Source organism: Nocardia sp. NPDC050712 (assembly GCF_040654295.1).
Lineage (GTDB): Bacteria > Actinomycetota > Actinomycetes > Mycobacteriales > Mycobacteriaceae > Nocardia.
Map to the genome: position 1 here is coordinate 1,348,599 of NZ_JBFAHT010000003.1, position 19,568 is coordinate 1,368,166.

Consider the following 19,568-nt stretch of genomic DNA (forward strand, 5'->3'; position numbering starts at 1 on the left):
TCGACACGCCGAGGTCGGAAAGACCGGTTGCCCAGCGCTGCCCTTACCGTGGGGGGGTGCTGGAACCGACTGGACCGCTGCCTCCGGAGATCTACTGGCGTCGTCGCGTTTTCGCTATCGGGGCGCTCGTCCTCGCGATCGCGGTGGTGATCTGGCTGGCGATGATGATCGCACGCGGCGGAAATTCCACCGACGATCCGAAGAACGCGGCGGCCAGCGCCTCCATGACGACGAAGAAGTCCGGCGAGAACAAGCCCTCCTACACCACCGATGCCGCCGCCGCGGGCGCGTCCAGCGCGGCGGCGAGCTCGGCGCCGCCCGCCAGCGGATCGCCCGTGGCACAGGGGCAGTGCTCGGATCAGTCCCTGGCGGTGAAGGTGACGGTGGAGCAGCCCACCTACAAGTCGGGCGAGCAGCCGGTGTTCGGCATCGTGATCACCAATATCTCCTCGACGGCGTGCTCGCGCGATGTGGGCTCGGGGTTGCAGCAGATCTCGGTGTACTCCCTGGACGGCCAGAAGCGGCTGTGGTCCAGCACCGACTGCTACCCGGACGGTCAGCCCGACGTGCGCATGCTGAACCGGGGCGAGCAGGCCGCCTTCCAGGTGACCTGGTCCGGATCCACCTCGCAGCCCAATTGCGCGGGCGCGCGGGTGCCGGTCACCTCGGGTGCGTATTCGGTGGTGGCCCAGCTCGGTTCGGTGCGCAGCGCGGCCGAGCCGTTCAACATCGCCTGAGGCCTAGAAGGACGGATCCTGCTCCTTCTTGGCCCGGCGCTTGCCCCGGGGGATGCCGGTCACCCGGATGGCCGCGGTCAGGTCGGCGACCTCGTGGATCTTCATTTTGGAGCCCTTCATGCGCTCGGTGCCCGGCGGCACCACGGCATCGGTGAAGCCGAGCCGCTCGGCCTCCGCGAGCCGGCGGCCGATGCCCGTCACCTTGCGCACCTCGCCCGCCAGCCCGACCTCGCCGAGGATCACCCAGCCCGCGGGCAGCGCCTCCTCGGCGACCGCGCTCGCCAGCGCCAGCGCGATCGCCAGATCGGCCGTCGGCTCCAGTAGCCGCATGCCGCCGACGGTGGCCGCGTAGACGTCGTGCTTGCCGATGAACACCTTCGCCCGGCTCTGTAAGACGGCCAGCACCATGGCGACCCGGTTGTAATCCAGCCCGCTCACCGCGCGGCGCGGCTGCGGGATCTCGGTCTCCACCGTGAGCCCCTGCACCTCGGCCACCAGCGGCCGCTTGCCGTCCATGGCGACGGTGACGGCGGTGCCGGACACCGATTCGGTCCGGTGGTGCAGGAACAGGCCGGACGGGTCGTCCACGCAGGTGATGCCGTCCTCGTGCAGCTCGAAACAGCCGACCTCGTCGGCACTGCCGAAACGGTTCTTCAGGCCGCGCAGCATGCGCAGCGAGGAGTTCTTGTCGCCCTCGAATTGCAGCACCACGTCGACCAGGTGCTCGAGCGTGCGCGGGCCCGCCACGTTGCCGTCCTTGGTGACGTGCCCGACCAGCAGCACCGCGATCCCGCTCGTCTTGGCCAGCGAGGTGAGCGCGGAGGTCACCGCGCGCACCTGGGTGACGCCGCCGATCACGCCGTCGACCTCCGGCGCGAGCATGGTCTGCACCGAGTCCACCACCAGCAGGGTGGGGCGCACCTGTTCGACATGCCCGAGCAGGATCGAGAGATCCGATTCCGCGGCCAGATACACCCGCTCGTGCACCGCGCCCGTGCGATCGGCCCGCAACCGCACCTGGCCCGCGGATTCCTCCGCGGTGACGTACAGGGCCGTCTCGTCGCGCTGACTGGCCCAGCGGTAGGCGACCTCGAGCAGCAGCGTCGATTTGCCGACGCCCGGCTCGCCGGACAGCAGCACCACCGAGCCCGCGACCACGCCGCCGCCGAGCACCCGGTCCAGTTCGCTGACCCCGGACGAACGCGCCTGGGTGACTTTGGAATTGATCTGGGAGATCGGCGCGGCCGCCGTGCTGGGCAGCATGGCCCGGCGGGACGGACTCGCCGCGGCGGCCGAGACCACCACCTCGTCCACCGTGCCCCAGGCGCCGCAGTCCGGGCACTTTCCCACCCACTTGGCGACCTCGTGGGAGCAGGCGGAGCACCGGAAGATCGGCTTGGTCTTGGCCACACGCGCACCCTACGGAGCGCCACCGACAAAACGAAGGCCGCCGCACCCTGGGGTGCGACGGCCTCGGTTCGATTCGGGGTGCGGTCAGTGCCCGCCGCCGCCGTGGCCCTCTTCGGCCGGGCCGGACTTGTCGGTCACCTTGCGCTCGGCGTGCGCCGCGTCGACCGGCACGTCGACGACCACGGTGCCGTTGTTCTTGAAGTTGAACCGGACCTTGTAGGTCAGACCCGGGGTGATGTCCTTGGTCAGGCCGGTGATCTCGATCGTGGCGGGGTTGGCCGCCGGATCGTCGGCGGCCGGCGTGGCCGTGCCGGACGGGGCCGGGGTGGTGGTCGGCGTGCCGTGCGAATCGCCGTGCGAATCCGTGCCGTGCGAGTCACCGGCCGCCGGGGCACCGGCGGGCGCGGTAGCGGTGAGCACGTTCTGCTGCGGCTTCAGCACGATCGCGGACTGCCCGGCCGGCGGGGTGATCTTCACCGGGCCGAGGTCGGTGTCGACACTGGTGAGCTCGTCGGTGACGGTCTCGCTGAGGTTCACGATGGACAGCGCGATCAGCGCCTTCTCACCCTTGACGTTGGTGTAGCCGTTGCCGGGGAAGACGATGTGCACATTGCGCAGCGCGATCTTCTCGACGTCGGCGCTGTTGCCGTTGACCGCGGCGACCTGGTCGGCGGTCTGCGAGATCTGCCCCGCACTACAGCCGGTCAGCGTCAGCGCCGCGCTCGCGGCGAGTGCGGCAACCGCGACCATGCGGCGGTTCACAGCATTCAGGGCAGTCACGGGTTGTCCTCCATGTCCGATCTTTCGCAAGCGGCCGGCTCGCTCCGCTACAGAGAGTAGTAGGGCAGAAGCGTAGTAGCCGCTTCCGCGCGCGTGCATGTCGGGCTGTGTTGGCTGGGCGGCATCGGTCACGAACCGTTTGCCGCGCCCGGGCTCCGAGCATCCTTTGGATAACGGTTCGCTACCGCCTGTTCCGGTTGCCGAGCGGCTGCGGGAAGGGTTCAGGGGGCTGGGCGGGGAATGTGTGTGCGGATAACTTGTTGTGGCACAACGTAATGCACACCAGACCCGTTCTGTCAACCCCCGCGATATGCTCGTTGTGGCCCTGACCTGCACAGTTGATCGCGCCGTTACCGAGTCGCATGTTAAACTGTGAACATCGAAAGGGGCACGGGACACATGATTTTTAAGGTCGGAGACACCGTCGTTTACCCCCACCACGGAGCGGCGCTGATCGAAGCAATCGAGACTCGCACCATCAAGGGTGTGCAGAAAGAGTATCTGGTCCTAAAGGTCGCACAAGGCGATCTGACTGTTCGCGTTCCTGCGGAGAACGCCGAATACGTCGGCGTTCGCGATGTCGTCGGCCAGGAGGGTCTCGACCGAGTCTTCCAGGTGCTGCGGGCGCCGCATACCGAGGAGCCGACCAACTGGTCGCGGCGCTACAAGGCCAACCTGGAAAAGCTGGCCTCCGGCGATGTGAACAAGGTCGCCGAGGTCGTTCGCGACCTCTGGCGGCGTGAGCAGGACCGCGGCCTGTCCGCGGGCGAGAAGCGCATGCTGGCAAAGGCGCGTCAGATCCTCGTCGGTGAGCTCGCGCTCGCCGAGGGCACCGACGACGGCAAGGCCGAGACGCTGCTCGACGAGGTTCTCGCAGCCGCTTCCTGACGTGTGAGCACTGATAATTCCGACAACGGCGCTGCCGTCGTCGCCTTGGTTCCTGCCGCCGGCCGCGGCGTACGTCTGGGTGAAGCAACACCCAAGGCGTTCGTCGCGGTCGGCGGCACACCTATGGTGCGACTGGCCGTCGACGGTCTGATCGCCTCGGGGGCGGTCGACCGGATCATTGTCATGGTCCCCGCCGAATTGGTCGAAACCGCAGTCGCCCTGCTGCCGGCTTTCGATCCGACGGGTGGACCGCGCGCCGAATCGGCGTCGCAACCCGGCGGGTGCGGGGGATTTCTCCCACCCAGCAAAGTGCAGGTCGTGATCGGCGGCGCCGAGCGTACCGATTCGGTGCGCGCCGGTATCGCCGCCGCGCCCGAGGCCGCCCATTTCCTGGTGCACGACGCCGCGCGTGCGCTCACCCCGCCCGGCCTGATCGCCCGGGTCGTCGCCGAGCTGCGCGCCGGGCACCCCGCTGTCGTGCCCGCGCTGCCCGTGGTCGACACCATCAAGTCCGTCGACGCGACCGGCCTGGTGACCGGCACGCCCGATCGCGCCGAGCTGCGCGCGATCCAGACCCCCCAGGGCTTCTCCGCCGAACTGCTGCGCGCGGCCTACGCGCTCGACGTGCAGACCACCGACGACGCGGGCCTGGTCGAACTGCTGGGCGCCAAGGTCCGCACGATCCCCGGTGACCCGCTGGCTTTCAAGATCACCACGCCGCTCGATCTGCTGCTCGCCGAGCAGCTGCGGTCCGCGCGGGTGGGAGCATCGTGACCATGCGTGTAGGCATCGGCAGCGACGTCCATCCGATCGAGCCCGGCCGGCCGTGCTGGATGGCCGGTCTGCTGTTCGACGGCGACGACGGCTGCGCCGGCCATTCCGACGGCGACGTCGCGGCGCACGCGCTGTGTGACGCGCTGCTCTCGGCCGCCGGGCTGGGCGACGTCGGCGCGGTATTCGGCACCGGCCGCCCGGAGTGGGCCGACGTTTCCGGCGCTGCCATGCTGACCGAGGTCGTCCGGCTGGTGGACGATGCCGGGTTCGATGTTGTCAATGCGGCTGTACAGGTCATCGGGAATCGGCCCAAGATCGGTCCGCGCCGCGCCGAGGCGCAAAAAGTGCTCGGCGAACTGCTCGGTGCACCGGTCTCCGTGTCCGGTACCACCACCGATGGCCTCGGGTTGACCGGCCGCGGCGAGGGCGTCGCCGCCATTGCCACCGCGTTGCTCTGTTGTCGCTGACGCCGCCCGCCGGCTCCGCCCGAGCCGGGCCCAGTACGCCCTGTCCCACCGACTAGGATCGAATGCCGTGACTCTGCGCCTTTTTGACACCGCTACGAGGACCATGCGCGATTTCGCGCCGCTGGTCCCCGGACGTGCGTCGGTGTACCTCTGTGGCGCCACCGTGCAGGGGGAGCCGCACATCGGCCATGTGCGCAGCGGAGTCGCCTTCGACGTGCTGCGGCGCTGGCTGCAGGCGCACGACTACGACGTGCTCTTCGTCCGCAACGTCACCGATATCGAAGACAAGATCCTGACCAAGGCCGCCGAGGCGGGCCGCCCCTGGTGGGAGTGGGCCGCCACCTACGAGCGCGCCTTCCAGCAGGCCTACCGGCTGCTCGGCGTGCAGGCGCCCTCGATCGAGCCCAGAGCCACCGGGCACATCACCCAGATGGTCGAGCTGATGCAGCGCCTGATCGACCGCGGGCACGCCTATGCCTCCGAGGGCAACGTCTACTTCGACGTCGTCAGCTATCCCGCCTACGGCGAGCTCTCCGGGCACAAGCTCGAAGACGTGCACCAGGGCGAGAGCGCCGGTCAGGGCAAGCGCGACGCCCGCGACTTCACGCTGTGGAAGGCCGCCAAGCCCGGTGAGCCGCACTGGCCCTCGCCGTGGGGCCCGGGCCGGCCCGGCTGGCACCTGGAATGCTCCGCCATGGCCGAGGCCTACCTCGGCCCGGAATTCGATATCCATTGCGGCGGAATGGATTTGGTGTTCCCGCACCATGAGAACGAGATCGCGCAGTCCAAGGCGGCCGGGGACGGGTTCGCCCGCTACTGGCTGCACAACGGCTGGGTGACCATGGGCGGGGAGAAGATGTCCAAGTCGCTGGGCAACGTGCTCTCGGTGCCCAATGTGCTCAAACGCGTTCGCGCCGTGGAACTCCGCTACTACCTCGGCGGCGTCAACTACCGGTCCATGCTGGAGTACTCGGACAAGGCGCTCAACGACGCCGCGCTGGAGTACCAGCGCATCGAGGCCTTCGTGCACCGGGTGATCGACCGCGCGGGCGAGGTCCCGGTCGGCAAGTGGACCGCCGAGTTCGCCGAGGCCATGGACGACGACCTCGCGGTGCCGCGCGCCCGGGCCGAGGTGCACCGGGTGATGACCGAGGGCAACAAGGCGCTCGACGCCGGTGAGCTCGGGGCGGCCCGCGAACTGGCGAGCCAGGTCCGGGCGATGCTGAACATCCTCGGCGTCTGCCCGCTGGACCCGCTGTGGCACACCCCCAAGGATTCCTCGGACGCGATGCAGGCGCTGGACGTGCTGGTGCGCGCCGAGCTGGAGCGCCGTCAGCAGGCGCGCAAGGACAAGGATTGGCCGGCGGCGGACGCGGCCCGGGACCGGTTGTCCTCCGCCGGTATCGAAGTGACCGACACACCCACCGGTCCGGAATGGTCTCTGGGCTTACCTGGAAAGGCCAACTAGATGGCAGGCAACTCGCAGCGCAAAGGTGCTATCCGCAAGGGCGGCACGAAGAAGGGCCAGGTCAGCGGCTCCGGCGGTAAGCACCGTCGCGGCTTGGAGGGGCGCGGCGCCACCCCGCCCGCGGAGGCCCGCACCAAGCACCCCGCGGCCAAGCGCGCTGCCGCGAAAGCGAAGGCGGCGGCCAAGGCCCAGCACGCGCCCCGGGGCGGCCGGCCGAGCACCCGCAAGGGTGACGACGGTCCCGAGCTGGTGCTCGGGCGCAATCCCGTGCTGGAGTGCCTGCGCGCCGAGGTGCCCGCTACCGCGCTGTACGTGGCCGTCGGCACCGAGAACGACGATCGGCTCACCGAGAGCGTGAAGCTGGCCGCGGACGCCGGCATCTCCATTCTGGAGGTGCCGCGCACCGACCTGGACCGGCTCAGCACCAACGGCATGCATCAGGGTGTCGCGCTGCAGGTGCCGCCCTACCGCTACGCGCACCCGGACGACCTGGTGGAACGCGTGCGCGGCACGGGCGAGCCCGCCCTGCTGGTGGCCCTGGACAACATCTCCGACCCGCGCAATCTCGGCGCGGTCATCCGTTCGGTGGCGGCCTTCGGCGGCCACGGCGTGCTGATCCCGTCGCGGCGCAGCGCCAGCGTCACCGCGGTCGCGTGGCGCACCAGCGCGGGTGCGGCGGCTCGGCTTCCGGTCGGTCGTGCCACGAATCTGACTCGCACGCTGAAGGATTGGGCCGCCAAGGGCTACCAGATCGTCGGCCTTGACGCCGGCGGCGACACCACCCTGGACACCTTCGAGGCCACCACGGACACCGTCATCGTGGTCGGCTCCGAGGGCAAGGGGCTCTCGCGCCTGGTTCGCGAAACCTGCGATTCCATCCTGAGCATTCCGATGTCCGGACCGGTCGAATCGCTGAACGCCTCGGTGGCGGCGGGCGTCGTGCTCTCGGAGGTGGCGCGCCAGCGTCGCGCCTGATCGCGAATCGGGTTACGGCGTTAGGCAGCAAATCGGCGGCGCCACCGTAGAATTCGAGTGTGGTCATACCCGAGGTCCCGATTGGGCAGCCTGTTGAGCATCCGCATGCGAACACGGTGCTCTTTCTCGGCGCCGCCAGCATTTTCTGTTGCGGCGCGCTCGGCCCGGTGGCGTGGGTGCTGGGCAAACGAGCGCTCGATCAGATCGAGGCCTCCGGCGGCGGCTTCGGTGGCCGCTCGCAGGTCGTGATCGGGTACATGCTCGGGATCGTCGGCACGGTCCTGATGGTGATCATGGCGATCCTGTTCATCCTGGTCGCCCTGAATTCGGCCTGACGCTCAGTCCAGTACCGGGCGCTCACCCGGCTTGGTGTCCCAGGCCGGCCATTCCGTGCTGACGCTGCCGGTCCAATGCGGCTGGCGGCGGTCGCGGAACGCCGCCATCGCCTCGCCGCCGTCGATGCTCTTGGTGACGTGCTGGTTCAGGTCGGTCTCCAACTGCCCGACCATGGTCGGGCTCATGCCGAGGCCCTCCCACATCAGCCGCTTGGTCAGCGCCACCGGCAGCGGCGCCGAGCCGTTGGCCAGATCGTGCGCGATGGCGAGCGCGGTCGGCAGCACCTCGCCCGCGTTCAGGCAGCTGTTGGCCAGGCCCATCGCCTTGGCTTCCTCGCCGTCGAAGGTGCGCCCGGTCAGCATGATGTCGGCGGCGTTGGCCATGCCGACCAGCCGGGGCAGCGTCCAGTGCGCGTAGCCGTCGGCGAGCACGCCGCGGCGCACCTGATTCAGGCCGTAGACGGCATCGCGTGCCATATAGCGCAGGTCGCATTGCAGCGCCAGCGCCAGCCCGATGCCGACGGCATGCCCGTTCACCGCGGCGATCACGGGCTTACGCACCTGCCACGGTGGCGGGTCGATGGTGGCGCTGACCTCGCCGGTTCGATTGGAGAGGTCGGCGCCGGCGCAGAACGCGGGCGGTGTTCCGGTGATGACCACCGCCCGGATCGCGTCCTCCGCGTCGCAGCGATGTAGTGCCGCACTCAGTTCGGCGGCCATCGCCGGGGTGACGGCATTCTGCTGGGCGGGCCGGTTGAGCGTGAGCACGGCGATGCCCGCTGAGACATCGACGAGCAGTTCCGAACTCATGACACAGCATGGTAGCCGGGTCGCGGAGACCGCGAGTATGGCTCAGCGCAGAACTTGGCGGCCGATCGCGTACTTGTGCACTTCGGTCGGGCCGTCGTACAGGCGGAAAGCGCGCATATCGCGGAAGATCATCTCGACCACCGTCTCATCGCTGATGCCGATGCCGCCCAGCACCTGCACGCCGCGGTCGGTCACCTTGAACAGCTCCTCGGAGACGAACGCCTTCGCGACCGAGCTCTCGTGCCGGGCCTTGTGGCCCTGATCCATCAGCCAGCAGGCGTGCCAGATGGTCAGGCGGCACTGGTGCAGCGCGATCTCGTTGTCGGCCAGCATGAACGACACGCCCTGGTGCTCGCCGATCGGCTTGCCGAAGGCGGTACGGGTCTTGGCGTAGTCGACGGCGATGCTCTGCACCCGCTCGGCCGCGCCCAGCCAGCGCATGCAGTGCGTGAGCCGGGCGGGGGCCAGGCGCAGCTGGGCGTAGCGCAGGGCCTGGCCGGTCTCGCCGAGCAGCGCCTCCTTGGGCAGGGTCAGGTTCTCGAAGCGGACCACGCCGTGGCCGCCGACGTAGTTGCGGTCCATGGTGTTCATGGTGCGCTCGATGACGATGCCCGGCTGGTCGCCGTCGGTGAGGAACAGCGTCGGCCCCTCGGGGACATGCGGATTCGCGGCGACGCGGGCCATGATGATCCAGGTCTTCGCGCCGTTCGCGCCGGTGATCAGCCATTTGCGGCCGTTGATGACGAAGTTCTCGCCGTCGAAGACGGCCTCGGTGGCCAGCTGGTTCGGATCCGAGCCCGCGCCGTCGGGTTCGGTCATCGCGAAGACCGTGCGCTGCAGGCCGTTGATGGCCGGCACCAGGTGCCGTTCGATCTGCTCCGGGTTGGCGATCTTGGAGAGCAGGTACATGTTGCCCTCGTCGGGGGCGGCGCAGTTCATGGCGACCGGGCCCAGGGTGGACCAGCCCGCCGCCTCGTAGATCACCGCCTGCTCGACGTGGGTGAGGCCGCGGCCGCCGAATTCCACCGGCGCCTGCACGGTCAGCAGCTTTTCAGCGCGTGCCAGTTCGACCAGTTCCTGGCGCAGCTCGTCGGTCGGACCGTGCGCGGTCAGGCGCGGATCCTTTTCGAACGGAATGATTTTGTCGATGACGAACTGCCGGACGCGGTCGCGTTCGGCGGTGAGGTCGGCGGGGAGCGAGAAGTCGATCATCGGTGGTCACCATTCCGTCGGCGGCGTTTGAGGTCAGCATACGAAACCCGGCAAGACCGACTGAAGGCGGCTGCCATCACTGCGGGGCGGACCGGGGCGACCTGCGCTGACGGCGGCTGTCAGCGCGCTGTCGGCGGGCTGTCGGCGCGGCTCGGCAATGTCTGGTTCAGCAAGAGAGCAGGGCCCCAGCGGCCCGCCGTGAACCACCGAGGAGACACCGAAATGTTCACCACCGCCGCCATCGCCCAGATCCTGATCGCCCTCGCCTTCGTGAGCATTCCGCTGGTGCGCCACCGCTTCGGGCCCGCGGCCCAGGCCGCCGCCGACCGGGAAGTGCGCCGCCAGGGCGTGCGCCCGGAGGTGCTGGGCGAGAACGGCCTCCGCTTCGACGCCGGCGGCCACGAGACCTGGGCCCCGGTGTCCTTCGCCCTGATGATGCTCGCCGCGGCCGCACTGAACCTGGCCGGCAACGAGTGGGGCCGGACCCTGTCCTGGGTCTTCCAGATCATCGTCCTGCTCGCCAATGTCCTCATCGTCTACAGCAACCTGACCGCGGTGCCGAGCGTCACCGCCGCCTTCGCCGAGAAGGGCGATCCCGAACTGGCCCGGATCGACGTCAAGGCCTTCCTCGACGCCGCCGAGAACGCCTTCCCCCGCTGGGTGATGCGGCACCTCACCTACGCCCGCCACACCATCGTCTTCGGCGGCTCCCTGCTGGTCCTGATCGCCTTGATCACCGCCTGATTCCGGAACCGCGAAAAAGGCCCGGCGCTGAGCGCCGGGCCTTTTCGGTGCTATTCGACCAGCGCGATCACCCGGACCAGGCGACCCTCGTTGAGCATCGGATTGACCACCGTGAAGCCGAACATGCCGTTGGGTGCGGCGGCGGCACCGTCGACGACCTCCGGCAGGCTCGATTCCGGAATGGTCAGTTGCGGGGGCGGCGCGTCTTCGTCGCTCTCGGCCACCGACGAATCCAGAATGGCGACCCGGGCCCCCGCGCGGTACTCGTCGTCCCAATCCTCGGGCAGCGAACTATTACTGAGCGCGACCGTCTCGTCGTGATTCAGGATCAGCCCGAAATAGAGCCCGTAGCGCGGATCGGTGAACGGCACCGCCGCGGCGGCGGACCCGGCGCCGGCCACCGTGAATCCCACCGCGGCCACTCCGGCAAGAACGCAAACCCGTCGCATACTCATGCTCCGATCCTCCGGCCCGCCGAGCGAATGGCCCCGCAATCCTCACTCGCGTGTCGTGATCACCAGCAGTGGCCGCCCCGGGCTCGCGCCGGAATTGTCGAAACCGATGGCGACGCCGCCGTCCTCGACCGCGGCGGCGTCGCGGAATACCTCGGGAAAGCTGACCCCCACCTCGGCCGGCGAACCGACCCGGAAGAACTCGTCGTCCTCGAAATTCCCCAGGATGATGACAGTGGCGCTGGACTGGAAGATTCCATCCAGCACCGCGGGCACCGGGCTGTTGCTCAGCGCCGCCGTTTCCCCGTGACTCAGCGCGACGAAGAAGGTGCCTTCGTCGGTATCCGCGTAAATGCTCGCCGCCGCTGCCGTTCCGCACTGCAAAGCGCCCGCGACGGCGGCTCCGGCCGTCAGCAGCCCCAGCGCCGTGAGTGCGCGTCGAATTCTCATGATTGTCGCTCCGATACCCCGACCAGCCGGCGAATTGGCGCCGGTCCAACTGCGTCCCCTGGAGCAGCGGCTCAACATAACCCGAATTCAATTGCACCGCACGGGACTCCGTTGGCATTCCGGCCTGCGATATGCGGTGCGAATAGGTTCTGGAAGGCTGTGCTGGTGCGGATCGGGTTACTCGGTCCCGTCGCCGTGACGGACGGCGCCGGGGCAGCGGTGGAGGTCGGCGGCGTTCGGGTGCGGATGTTGCTGGCCCGGCTGGCGCTGGCCGGCGGGCGGCCGGTATCGGTGGACGCGCTGGTCGACGGGCTGTGGGGCGAGCAGACACCGGCCGAGGCCGCGGGGGCGTTGCAGGCGCTGGTGTCGCGGCTGCGCAAGGCGCTGCGCGGAGTGGGGACGGTCGAACTGGTGGCGGGTGGTTACCAGCTGCCGGTGCGGGCCGAGGACGTCGACGCGTGGCGGTTCGAAGAACTGGCGGCGCAGGGGCGGCGGGAATTGAGTGCGGGGCGGGTCGAGGCCGCGGCCTCGATGCTGCGGGACGCGCTGGAGTTGTGGCGGGGCAGCGCGCTGGCGGACGTGCGGGACGCGCCGTTCGCGGAGCTCGCCGCGAGCCGGTTGGCGGACCTGCGGGCGAGTGCGGCCGAGGACCGGTTCGACGCGGAGCTGCGGTCCGGCGCCCACGCCGAGGTGCTGGCGGATCTCGAAGCCGCCGGAGTGGAAAGGCCGCTGAGTGAGCGGCTGGCCGGGCTGCGGATGCGCGCGCTGGCCGCGGCCGGGCGGCAGTCCGACGCGCTGGCGGTGTACGAGCAGGTGCGCGCGCGGCTCGGTGACGAACTCGGGGTCGATCCGTCGGCCGAGCTGCGCGAGGTGCATCTCGCCTTGCTGCGGGGCGAACTCGATCGACCGGCCGGCCGGCGGACGGTGGCCGCGACAGCGATGGTGCCGAGTCGAATTCCAGTACAGCGCAACAGCTTCGTCGGGCGCGAGACGGAATTGGCCCGAGTCGCCGCACTGCTCGCCGACGCTCGCCTGGTCACGCTGGCCGGGCCCGGCGGCGCGGGCAAGACCCGGCTCGCGGCCGAGGTGGTGTCCCGGCACCGCGCGGCCCAGCGCGGCCGGGTGTGGTTCGTCCCGCTGGCCGGGGTGCGCGATGCCGGGGAGCTGACCGATGCGGTGCTCGGCGCGATCGGGTCCCGGGACCAGCGCGCCTCTGGTACCGAGCCGGGGATCGACCGGATCACCGGTCTCCTCGATGTCGGTGAGGCGATCCTGGTGCTGGACAACTGTGAGCATCTCATCGAGTCCGCCGCCGAGCTCGCGGATCGACTGCTGGAGGCGTTGCCGGATCTCCGAATCCTGGCGACCAGTCGCGAGCCGCTGGTCATCACCGGCGAATCGCTGTTCCCGCTCGAACCGCTGCGCATACCGACGGGGACACCGGATCTGGTTGAAGTGGCACAGGCGCCCGCAGTCCGGCTGTTCGTCGATCGGGCGCTCGCGGCCCAGCCGGATTTCGTGCTCGACGCCGCGACCATGGAACCGGTGCTGGAGATCTGCCGCCGCCTCGACGGCGTGCCCCTGGCGCTGGAACTGGCCGCGGCCAAGCTGCGCTCGATGCGCGTCGCGGAGATCGCCTGTCGCCTGGACGACCGCTTCCGGCTGCTCACCACCGGCAGCCGGACCGCGCTGCCGCGCCAGCGCACCCTGCTCGCGCTGGTCGAATGGAGCTGGGATCTGCTGGACGAGCCGGAACGCGTACTGGCGCGCCGGCTTTCGCGGTTTCCGGGCGGCGCCACACTCGACGCGCTGGAGGCCGTGTGCTCGGATGCCGCCCTGCCCGCGGCCGAGGTGATGTCGGTGATCGGCTCGCTGGTCGAGAAGTCCGTCGTGCTGGTCACCGAGGCCGGGCGATACCAGATGCTGGAGACGATCCGCGCCTACGCCGCTGTCCGATTCGACAGTGCCGAAGACGATCTCGGGCTGCGCCTGGCCGAGCACTACCTCGCTGTCGCCGAGGCGAACGAGCCGCTGCTGCGCACCCGCGAGCAGCTGCGTGCCCTCGCCGTCTTCGACGTCGAATACGAAAACTTGCTTGCCGCACTGCGATCCGCGCCGGTGCGGGACAACCCGGAACTGGCGGCCCGATTCGTCACCGCGCTGTTCTGGTACTGGGGAATCCGGGGTATGAACACCCCGTTCGAAACCGCTCTCGGGCAACTGCTCGCCGATGCGGACCGGCTGCCCGAACGCACCCGCGCCGCTCTGCGATTGATCCACCTGATGGCCGGTGCGCCACTGACCGACGTGGAGCAGATCCTGGACGTGGTCACCGCCGGTGACGCCGCCGGTGCGCTGGACGTACATCCCGCCCTGCTGATGTTCGGCGCGCAGCTCGCCTATCCCGCGGGCGACACCGAACTGGGGGACCGGCTGCTCGAACGGGCCCGCTCCGCCCCGGATCCGTGGGTGCGGGCCAGCGCGCAGTGGATGCGCGACTACGTCCACACCGAACAGGGCGATCTGACCACCGGCGCACCGGCCCGGGCGGCCGCACTCCGCGATTTCGAGGCCGTCGGTGACCGCTGGGGGCTGGGTATGACCCTGCTCGCAGTCGGCCGCGCGCACTCGCTGCGCGGCGAATACGCCGAAGCCATAGCGCTTTTCGAGCGCGGTGTCGCGCTCAGCGCCGAATTGGGCGGCGAGGCCGACCTTTTTCAGAATCGCACCCAGCTGATCGCCGAACGCATGCGCAGCGGCGACCTCGCCGGTGCGCGCCGCGATATCGAGGCCGTCCAGCGGCACGCCAAGGAACGCGGTTACCGCCGCCTGGCCACCGAAATCCTGTTCAGCGTGGCCGAACTACACCGCCGCGCGGGCGATCTCGACGCCGCGGGTCAGGCCGTCGATCTCCTGGAGCGGCAAGCCGATCGCCTGCGGCTTCCCGGTGACCTGGCCGCCGAGCTGATCGCCGGCGCCCGCATGGCCAACCACCTCGCCGCCGGCGACGCCCCGGCGGCGCGCCGCCTCCTGCCCGCGACGCTGGCGGGCCTGTCCGGCTGGGGCATGTCCGCCGGTATCGCCCACGGTGCCGAATTACTCGCTGAATTGCTGTTGCTGGAAGGCGATCCGGAAGCCGCCGCCGCCGCCCTCGGCCGCAGCTCGGCGATCCGCGGCGCATTCGACCACGGGGAACCGCACCTGGCCGTCCTGATCATCGAACTGACCTACCGGCTCGGCGCGGACGCCTACCGAAAGGCCTACGACGCCGGGGCGAATCTGCCCCGGGAACAGGCGCTAGTTCTGGAATAGGCGGGTCCTGCCCCCGCGCACAGACGCTGACGCGGGAGGCAGGCCGAGGCCCGGCCGGTCTAGATGACCAGGCAGGAACTCCCACCGTTGATTCCGGTGCCCACCGTCAGCACGATGGTCTTGCTGTCCCCGTCCTGGGTGACCAGCAAGGTGTGGGTACCGGTCGTGGCCGGGGTCCAGCGGGCGGTGTGCGTCTTCGGCGTCGGGCTGCCCGGCGAGGTGCTGAACAGGACGCCGTTGTCGTAGAAATCGATATTCCCGGGGGCGCCACTGTTCGCGACCACGTTGTAGGTGCAGCCGGTGCCGAACCCATTGCTGAGCCCGCCGCCCGCGATGATCACCGACGTCCCGATCTCGGCGGACGCCGAGGGCGCGCCGAAGGCCAGCGCGGCAGCGGCCAGCGCCGCGGCGATCGAAGCCGTATTCCGTAGTCTTCCCATCAAGTACCAACTCCTCGTAGTGCCGGCGAACATCCGCCGACGGGTGACACTTTCAGCGCAGCTCGGTAAAGCCCCACTCCGCCACCGTAATTCAAGATCGAAATTGGCGACACCAACGCAGTACAGCGGGCTGCTAGCCGAGCTCGACCTCGTCGAAATCGACGATCATGCTGTGCCGCCGCTCCCGCAGCACACCCCCTTCGCGATGCGCCAAACCTTCGCCGAAATCGATCCGCAGCCGGGCCCGGCGCGCGTCGACCTCCCGCACCACCGCGCAGACCCCGCTGAACGGCCCCTCCGGAAAATGGACGACATCACCTGGCGCGTATTCGGTAAACCCCACGCCGCCAAGGTAATCCAAGTGGGACGGATAAATGGGTTGGCGCAGTCCGGCCCGGCTGCTAGCGTCAGTTCCAGTCCGACCTACGGCACGAGGAGGTGAGTCCCATCAACACGACATTCTGTGGGCGCTCCCCGTTTTCCCGCTCGGACGGTTGACGTAGTTGTCATCGGGAGTGCGCGTACGCGCCCTTCCGAAAGGCAACATTCTGATGCATTCCACGATTACGCGCGTCGACGAGCGCGAATGGCACGCGCTCGACGGTGACCGGGTCGCCGGTCACGGTGACGTCGCACAGCGGCCCGACGGCCGCCTCTTCCTCGGTATCGACGCCTGGCACGACGAGGTCTTCGAGCAACTGGCCGCCGCGATGCTGGCCGAGTTGCCAGGCCCGGTGTACACGATGGTCGACGAGGCCGACCGAGACCTGATCGCCAGGTGGGAGCGGGTGGGATTCACCACCCGCAGACGGGAGTGGGAGTACCTCGTACCCACCGGGCCGGTCGACGGGGGGCCGCCCGGCGGCGTGCGCATCCTGGATCGCGGTGCGGCCCAACCGGATCCATTGCGCGACCTGGATCGCGCGCTCCGCGACGAGGTCGAACTCGGCATCGGATGGCCGGTCGCGGCACTGGGCCGTCCGCTGGATCCCGCGCACCACCTGGTGGCCGTCCACGGCACCGAGTACGTGGCGCTGGCCCGGGTGCAGGAGGTCCGGGTACCCCGCATCGGCCTGATCGCGGTTCGTCCCGAGCTGCGCCGCCGCGGCATCGGTCGCGCCCTGCTGGCCCGGGCCCTGGACACCCTGCGCGACGGCGGTTTCGCCACCGCCTACGCCGAGGTGAGCGAAGCCGACCTCGCGGCCACCGCACTGTTCGAGGGCTTCGGCGCCCGCCGCATCGCCGGCAGCCTGGAACTGGTGCGCCGATGAGCAAGGGCGCGATCGAAATCGAGGGCCACGTCGTGGAATGCCTGCGCAATGCCACCTTCCGGGTGGAACTGCGCAACGGGCACCAGGTGCTCGCGCATCTCAGCGGCAAGGTCCGGATGAACTACATCAAGATCGTGCCGGGGGACCGGGTGCTGGTGGAGCTCAGCCCGTACGACCTGACCCGGGGCCGCATCAGATACCGGTACCGGAACTGAGGCGCGCGCGCCGGTCGCCCGTGCGGGCGACCGGCGCGGCCGTCAGCGGACCAGCGCGAGCTTGCGCTGCCGGCTGCCGACCACGCGGCAGATCAGGTAGATCACGAACGAGATCGTGGTGACGAAGGTCGACACCGGCACGCCGGGCGCCAGCGACAGCAGCATGCCGCCGACCGCGGCCAGCTCCGCGAAGACGATGGTGAGCACGGTGGCGCGCATCGGATTCGCGGTGAGCTGCGCGGCGGCCGCGGCGGGGGTGATGAGCAGCGAGAGCACCAGCAGCGCGCCCACGAGTTGCACGCCGAAGGCCGCCGTGATGCCGAGCATCACCGCGAACACCACCGACAGCGCGCGCACCGGAACACCGCGCGCCACCGCCACTTCCGGGTCGGTGGAGGCGAACAGCAGCGGCCGGTACACCGCCGCCAGCACGGCCAGTACCGCGACGGTGCAGGTGATCAGCAGCGCGAGCCCGCTGTAGCCGACGCTGACGACCTGCCCGGTGAGCAGCGAGAACTTGGAGCCGGCGCGTTCGGGCCCGAGCCACAGGAACAGCACCGAGAGCCCGAGACCGAACGACATGATGACCGCGATCACCGAATCCCGTTCGCGCGCCTTGGTTCCCAGCAGCCCGAACAGCACGGCCGCGATGACCGAGCCGAAGATCGCCCCGACCCCGACTCCGATGCCGGCCAGCAGCGCCGCGGCCGCACCGGTGAGCGACAGCTCGCTGGTGCCGTGCACGGCGAACGACATCTGCCGGCTGACGATCAGCGGTCCGATGGCGCCGGAGAGCAGGCCGAGCAGCGCCGCGGCCAGCAGGGCCTGCCAGACGAAGGGATAGGTGAGCAGGTGCGCGGTGGTGGAGAAGTCGAGCATCTTGGACAGGACGCCGGAAAGTTTGTCCATCACGCCCGCACCTCGTTCGGCGCACAATGCTGAGCGCCTGCCGCGCCGAGCGCGTCCATGGTGTCGCCCGTACCCACCACGACCAGCCGCCCGCGTACGCGCAGCACGTCGACCTGGGTCCGGTACAGCTCGGAGAGCACCTCGGAGGTCATCACCTCGTCGGGCGAGCCGATCCGGAACTTCCCGTCGAACAGGTACAGCACCCGATCCACCAGCGGCAGAATCGGATTGATCTCGTGGGTCACGAAAAGCACGGCGGTGTCGTGGGTTCGGCGGCGCCGGTCGATCAGCTCGGCGACCAGTCGCTGGTTGGCCAGGTCGAGCGAGAGCAGGGGTTCGTCGCAGAGCAGCACCTTGGGGTCGCCGACCAGGGCCTGGGCCACCCGCAGCCGCTGCTGTTCGCCGCCGGACATGGTTTCCAGCGCCGCGCCGGCGAACCGTTCCGCTCCGACGTCGGCGATGGCCGCGGCCACCTTGCGCTTGCGCTCGGCCCGGCCGCGCCAGCCCAGGCCCCAGCGATGCCCGTCGACGCCGAGGCCGACCAGGTCGACGCCGCGCAACTGCACGCCCGCGTCGATCGTCTTCTGCTGCGGGATGTAGCCGATCGCCGGATTGCCCAGGCGCGCGGGCGAACCCGCGATCGCGGCGGTACCGGAACTGAGCCCGAGCTGCCCGAGCAGGATGCGCATCAGCGAGGTCTTGCCGGAGCCGTTGGGCCCGAGCACCGCGATGAACTCGCCGGGCGCGACCTCCAGGTCCAGGTCGTCCCACAGAGTGCGCTCGCCGAAGGACAGCGTGGCGCCTTCGAGGCGGACAGCGGCCGGGCCGGCGATTCCGATCGGATCCGCGGTCTCGGACAGCGTGACTCCCTGGGTCATGGCGGGCTACTTCAGCGCGGAGGCGAGCGCCTCGGCGTTGCGGGTCTGCCACTGAATGTAATCGGCGCCGTCGGGCAGGGTCTCGGTCACCTGGACCACCGGGGTGCCGGTGGTACCGGCCAGGCCGCGCAGATCCTTGGTGACCTTGTCCTCGGTCTGGGTGTTGTAGACCAGGGCGCGCACGCGCTTCTCGGTGAGCAGGTCGCGGGTCTGGGCGACGGCGGCGGGCGAGGGATCGGTCTCCTGCTCGACGGCCTCCTGGAAGTCGTGCGGGGTCAGGTCGACGGCGCCGGCGTCGAGCAGCAGGTAGTGCGCCAGCGGCTCGGATTGCAGCACCGGGGACGCGGGGTGCTGGGCGGCGATCTGGCCGGTGACCGCGGAGATCGCCCCCAGCTTCGCCTTGAAGGCGGCGGCGCGGTCGGTGTAGGCCTGCTGGTGCGCGGCGTCGATCTCGCCGAGGGCGGCGGCGATCCGGTCGGCGACGGCGCTCACGGTCTCCACGTCGTACCAGACGTGCTCGTTCTCGTCGCTCTTGTCGACGCGCGAGGCGAAGGCCTCGACGGTCTTCTTGTCGCGGCCCGCCACGGCCTTCTCCATGAACTCGTCGTAGCCGCCGCCGTTGTAGAGGACCAGGTCGGCGTCGCTGATCTCGGCGGATTCGACGGCGGAGGTCTCGTGCGAGTGCGGGTCGGCGGCCGGGTCGGTGATGATCGAGGTCACCTCGGCGTCGGAGCCCGCGATGGTGGCGGCGATCGAGCCCCACACATTGGTGGAGGCGACAACGCTCGGCTTGTCCGAAGAGTCCTTGGAGCTACCGCAGGCCGTCAGGGTCAGCGCGGTCGCGACCCCCACGGCGATGCCGGTCAGCTGCAGGGCGAGACGGGTGTTCACGCGGGGGTTCTCCTGGACATCCGGGATCTCTGACTAGCTCAGATCAAAATGGAAACCGTTACCATTTAACTTTACCAGGGCACCGCAAATCGATAACCGCCATGTCGCCGCCCTAGCACTGCCCCAGCAATGCCGAACGCCACGCCCGGC

General features: G+C 69.6%; 22 protein-coding genes. 11 read left to right on the plus strand and 11 right to left on the minus strand.

Translation table 11 applies throughout. From position 1 onward, the window contains the following. Positions 1 to 56: 56 nt before the first annotated feature. Positions 57 to 737 carry a hypothetical protein gene (locus tag AB0H76_RS26670; protein ID WP_357329265.1) on the plus strand — a complete coding sequence of 227 codons (681 nt, stop codon included), beginning with the start codon at positions 57 to 59 and terminating at the stop codon, positions 735 to 737. A 3-nt stretch (positions 738 to 740) separates the two neighbouring features. Here AB0H76_RS26670 and radA read toward each other — a convergent pair whose 3' ends face one another. Both radA and AB0H76_RS26680 read right to left on the minus strand, forming a co-directional pair. Then, on the minus strand, positions 741 to 2,147 hold the full coding sequence (gene radA, locus AB0H76_RS26675) for a DNA repair protein RadA (RefSeq protein ID WP_357329266.1): 1,407 nt from the start codon (positions 2,145 to 2,147) through the stop codon (positions 741 to 743). 84 nt (positions 2,148 to 2,231) lie between these two features. Next, positions 2,232 to 2,927 carry a hypothetical protein gene (locus AB0H76_RS26680; protein WP_357329268.1) on the minus strand — a complete coding sequence of 232 codons (696 nt, stop codon included), beginning with the start codon at positions 2,925 to 2,927 and terminating at the stop codon, positions 2,232 to 2,234. 399 nt (positions 2,928 to 3,326) lie between these two features. Here AB0H76_RS26680 and carD point away from each other — a divergent pair, with 399 nt between their 5' ends. The 6 genes from carD (at position 3,327) to AB0H76_RS26710 (ending at position 7,834) form a co-directional block, all read left to right on the plus strand. Further along, positions 3,327 to 3,815, plus strand: coding sequence for an RNA polymerase-binding transcription factor CarD (gene carD, locus AB0H76_RS26685; RefSeq protein WP_040686206.1), 489 nt, complete (start codon positions 3,327 to 3,329; stop codon positions 3,813 to 3,815). A 3-nt stretch (positions 3,816 to 3,818) separates the two neighbouring features. Beyond that, positions 3,819 to 4,589: a 2-C-methyl-D-erythritol 4-phosphate cytidylyltransferase gene (gene ispD, locus AB0H76_RS26690; RefSeq protein ID WP_357329270.1), complete on the plus strand. Its 771-nt coding sequence runs from the start codon at positions 3,819 to 3,821 to the stop codon at positions 4,587 to 4,589. Positions 4,590 to 4,591: 2 nt separating this feature from the next. Further along, a complete protein-coding gene (gene ispF, locus AB0H76_RS26695; protein WP_357329922.1) occupies positions 4,592 to 5,056 on the plus strand; it encodes a 2-C-methyl-D-erythritol 2,4-cyclodiphosphate synthase in 465 nt (154 codons plus the stop codon). A gap of 67 nt (positions 5,057 to 5,123) precedes the next feature. Continuing rightward, complete coding sequence (gene cysS / locus AB0H76_RS26700) at positions 5,124 to 6,524, plus strand: cysteine--tRNA ligase (RefSeq protein WP_357329272.1); 1,401 nt, start codon at positions 5,124 to 5,126, stop codon at positions 6,522 to 6,524. Beyond that, entirely contained in the window at positions 6,525 to 7,499 is a 975-nt protein-coding gene (rlmB, locus tag AB0H76_RS26705; RefSeq protein WP_357329274.1) for a 23S rRNA (guanosine(2251)-2'-O)-methyltransferase RlmB, read from the plus strand. 59 nt (positions 7,500 to 7,558) lie between these two features. Beyond that, complete coding sequence (locus AB0H76_RS26710) at positions 7,559 to 7,834, plus strand: DUF4190 domain-containing protein (protein ID WP_357329276.1); 276 nt, start codon at positions 7,559 to 7,561, stop codon at positions 7,832 to 7,834. 3 nt (positions 7,835 to 7,837) lie between these two features. Here AB0H76_RS26710 and AB0H76_RS26715 read toward each other — a convergent pair whose 3' ends face one another. After that, positions 7,838 to 8,644: an enoyl-CoA hydratase-related protein gene (locus AB0H76_RS26715; protein ID WP_357329278.1), complete on the minus strand. Its 807-nt coding sequence runs from the start codon at positions 8,642 to 8,644 to the stop codon at positions 7,838 to 7,840. Positions 8,645 to 8,686: 42 nt separating this feature from the next. Then, entirely contained in the window at positions 8,687 to 9,856 is a 1,170-nt protein-coding gene (locus AB0H76_RS26720; RefSeq protein WP_357329280.1) for an acyl-CoA dehydrogenase family protein, read from the minus strand. Between the two features lie 222 nt (positions 9,857 to 10,078). Between AB0H76_RS26720 and AB0H76_RS26725 the strand changes: the two genes are divergently transcribed. Then, positions 10,079 to 10,600, plus strand: coding sequence for a hypothetical protein (locus tag AB0H76_RS26725; protein WP_357329282.1), 522 nt, complete (start codon positions 10,079 to 10,081; stop codon positions 10,598 to 10,600). A gap of 50 nt (positions 10,601 to 10,650) precedes the next feature. Here AB0H76_RS26725 and AB0H76_RS26730 read toward each other — a convergent pair whose 3' ends face one another. Next, the gene (locus AB0H76_RS26730; RefSeq protein WP_357329284.1) at positions 10,651 to 11,055 is read right to left on the minus strand and encodes a hypothetical protein; all 405 of its coding nucleotides are present in this window, start codon (positions 11,053 to 11,055) and stop codon (positions 10,651 to 10,653) included. Positions 11,056 to 11,097: 42 nt separating this feature from the next. Further along, positions 11,098 to 11,502 carry a hypothetical protein gene (locus tag AB0H76_RS26735; protein WP_357329286.1) on the minus strand — a complete coding sequence of 135 codons (405 nt, stop codon included), beginning with the start codon at positions 11,500 to 11,502 and terminating at the stop codon, positions 11,098 to 11,100. 165 nt (positions 11,503 to 11,667) lie between these two features. Between AB0H76_RS26735 and AB0H76_RS26740 the strand changes: the two genes are divergently transcribed. Next, positions 11,668 to 14,814 carry a BTAD domain-containing putative transcriptional regulator gene (locus tag AB0H76_RS26740; protein WP_357329288.1) on the plus strand — a complete coding sequence of 1,049 codons (3,147 nt, stop codon included), beginning with the start codon at positions 11,668 to 11,670 and terminating at the stop codon, positions 14,812 to 14,814. A 59-nt stretch (positions 14,815 to 14,873) separates the two neighbouring features. On the opposite strand, the gene AB0H76_RS26745 is transcribed toward AB0H76_RS26740, so the two are convergent. Both AB0H76_RS26745 and AB0H76_RS26750 read right to left on the minus strand, forming a co-directional pair. Beyond that, positions 14,874 to 15,254 (minus strand): hypothetical protein, encoded by a 381-nt coding sequence (locus tag AB0H76_RS26745; RefSeq protein WP_357329290.1) that lies wholly within the window; start codon positions 15,252 to 15,254, stop codon positions 14,874 to 14,876. 133 nt (positions 15,255 to 15,387) lie between these two features. Beyond that, the gene (locus AB0H76_RS26750; RefSeq protein ID WP_357329292.1) at positions 15,388 to 15,597 is read right to left on the minus strand and encodes a hypothetical protein; all 210 of its coding nucleotides are present in this window, start codon (positions 15,595 to 15,597) and stop codon (positions 15,388 to 15,390) included. 208 nt (positions 15,598 to 15,805) lie between these two features. Between AB0H76_RS26750 and AB0H76_RS26755 the strand changes: the two genes are divergently transcribed. Together AB0H76_RS26755 and infA are read left to right on the plus strand one after the other, a co-directional pair. Continuing rightward, positions 15,806 to 16,525, plus strand: a complete 720-nt coding sequence (locus tag AB0H76_RS26755) for a GNAT family N-acetyltransferase (RefSeq protein WP_357329294.1) — start codon at positions 15,806 to 15,808, stop codon at positions 16,523 to 16,525. Continuing rightward, positions 16,522 to 16,740 (plus strand): translation initiation factor IF-1, encoded by a 219-nt coding sequence (gene infA / locus AB0H76_RS26760; RefSeq protein WP_357329296.1) that lies wholly within the window; start codon positions 16,522 to 16,524, stop codon positions 16,738 to 16,740. Before AB0H76_RS26755 ends, infA begins: the two co-directional genes overlap by 4 nt. A 42-nt stretch (positions 16,741 to 16,782) precedes the next feature. Here the strand turns inward: infA and AB0H76_RS26765 are convergent, their stop codons facing one another. From AB0H76_RS26765 to AB0H76_RS26775, 3 genes are read right to left on the minus strand one after another with little or no spacing between them, the layout of a single operon-like run. Next, the gene (locus tag AB0H76_RS26765; RefSeq protein WP_357329297.1) at positions 16,783 to 17,652 is read right to left on the minus strand and encodes a metal ABC transporter permease; all 870 of its coding nucleotides are present in this window, start codon (positions 17,650 to 17,652) and stop codon (positions 16,783 to 16,785) included. Next, complete coding sequence (locus AB0H76_RS26770; protein WP_357329299.1) at positions 17,649 to 18,527, minus strand: ATP-binding cassette domain-containing protein; 879 nt, start codon at positions 18,525 to 18,527, stop codon at positions 17,649 to 17,651. The genes AB0H76_RS26765 and AB0H76_RS26770 overlap by 4 nt, the downstream gene beginning before the upstream one ends. Before the next feature lie 6 nt (positions 18,528 to 18,533). Continuing rightward, the gene (locus AB0H76_RS26775) at positions 18,534 to 19,418 is read right to left on the minus strand and encodes a zinc ABC transporter substrate-binding protein (protein WP_357329301.1); all 885 of its coding nucleotides are present in this window, start codon (positions 19,416 to 19,418) and stop codon (positions 18,534 to 18,536) included. Positions 19,419 to 19,568: the final 150 nt, after the last annotated feature.

What these genes read in the sequence shown, in the direction of transcription:
- carD (WP_040686206.1), top strand. Translation starts at nt 3,327, where the DNA reads ATGATTTTTAAGGTCGGAGACACCGTCGTTTACCCCCACCACGGAGCG.
- ispF (WP_357329922.1), top strand. Translation starts at nt 4,592, where the DNA reads ATGCGTGTAGGCATCGGCAGCGACGTCCATCCGATCGAGCCCGGCCGG.
- rlmB (WP_357329274.1), top strand. Translation starts at nt 6,525, where the DNA reads ATGGCAGGCAACTCGCAGCGCAAAGGTGCTATCCGCAAGGGCGGCACG.
- AB0H76_RS26715 (WP_357329278.1), bottom strand. Translation starts at nt 8,644, where the DNA reads ATGAGTTCGGAACTGCTCGTCGATGTCTCAGCGGGCATCGCCGTGCTC.
- AB0H76_RS26720 (WP_357329280.1), bottom strand. Translation starts at nt 9,856, where the DNA reads ATGATCGACTTCTCGCTCCCCGCCGACCTCACCGCCGAACGCGACCGC.
- AB0H76_RS26725 (WP_357329282.1), top strand. Translation starts at nt 10,079, where the DNA reads ATGTTCACCACCGCCGCCATCGCCCAGATCCTGATCGCCCTCGCCTTC.
- AB0H76_RS26730 (WP_357329284.1), bottom strand. Translation starts at nt 11,055, where the DNA reads ATGAGTATGCGACGGGTTTGCGTTCTTGCCGGAGTGGCCGCGGTGGGA.
- AB0H76_RS26735 (WP_357329286.1), bottom strand. Translation starts at nt 11,502, where the DNA reads ATGAGAATTCGACGCGCACTCACGGCGCTGGGGCTGCTGACGGCCGGA.
- AB0H76_RS26745 (WP_357329290.1), bottom strand. Translation starts at nt 15,254, where the DNA reads ATGGGAAGACTACGGAATACGGCTTCGATCGCCGCGGCGCTGGCCGCT.
- AB0H76_RS26755 (WP_357329294.1), top strand. Translation starts at nt 15,806, where the DNA reads ATGCATTCCACGATTACGCGCGTCGACGAGCGCGAATGGCACGCGCTC.
- infA (WP_357329296.1), top strand. Translation starts at nt 16,522, where the DNA reads ATGAGCAAGGGCGCGATCGAAATCGAGGGCCACGTCGTGGAATGCCTG.
- AB0H76_RS26770 (WP_357329299.1), bottom strand. Translation starts at nt 18,527, where the DNA reads ATGACCCAGGGAGTCACGCTGTCCGAGACCGCGGATCCGATCGGAATC.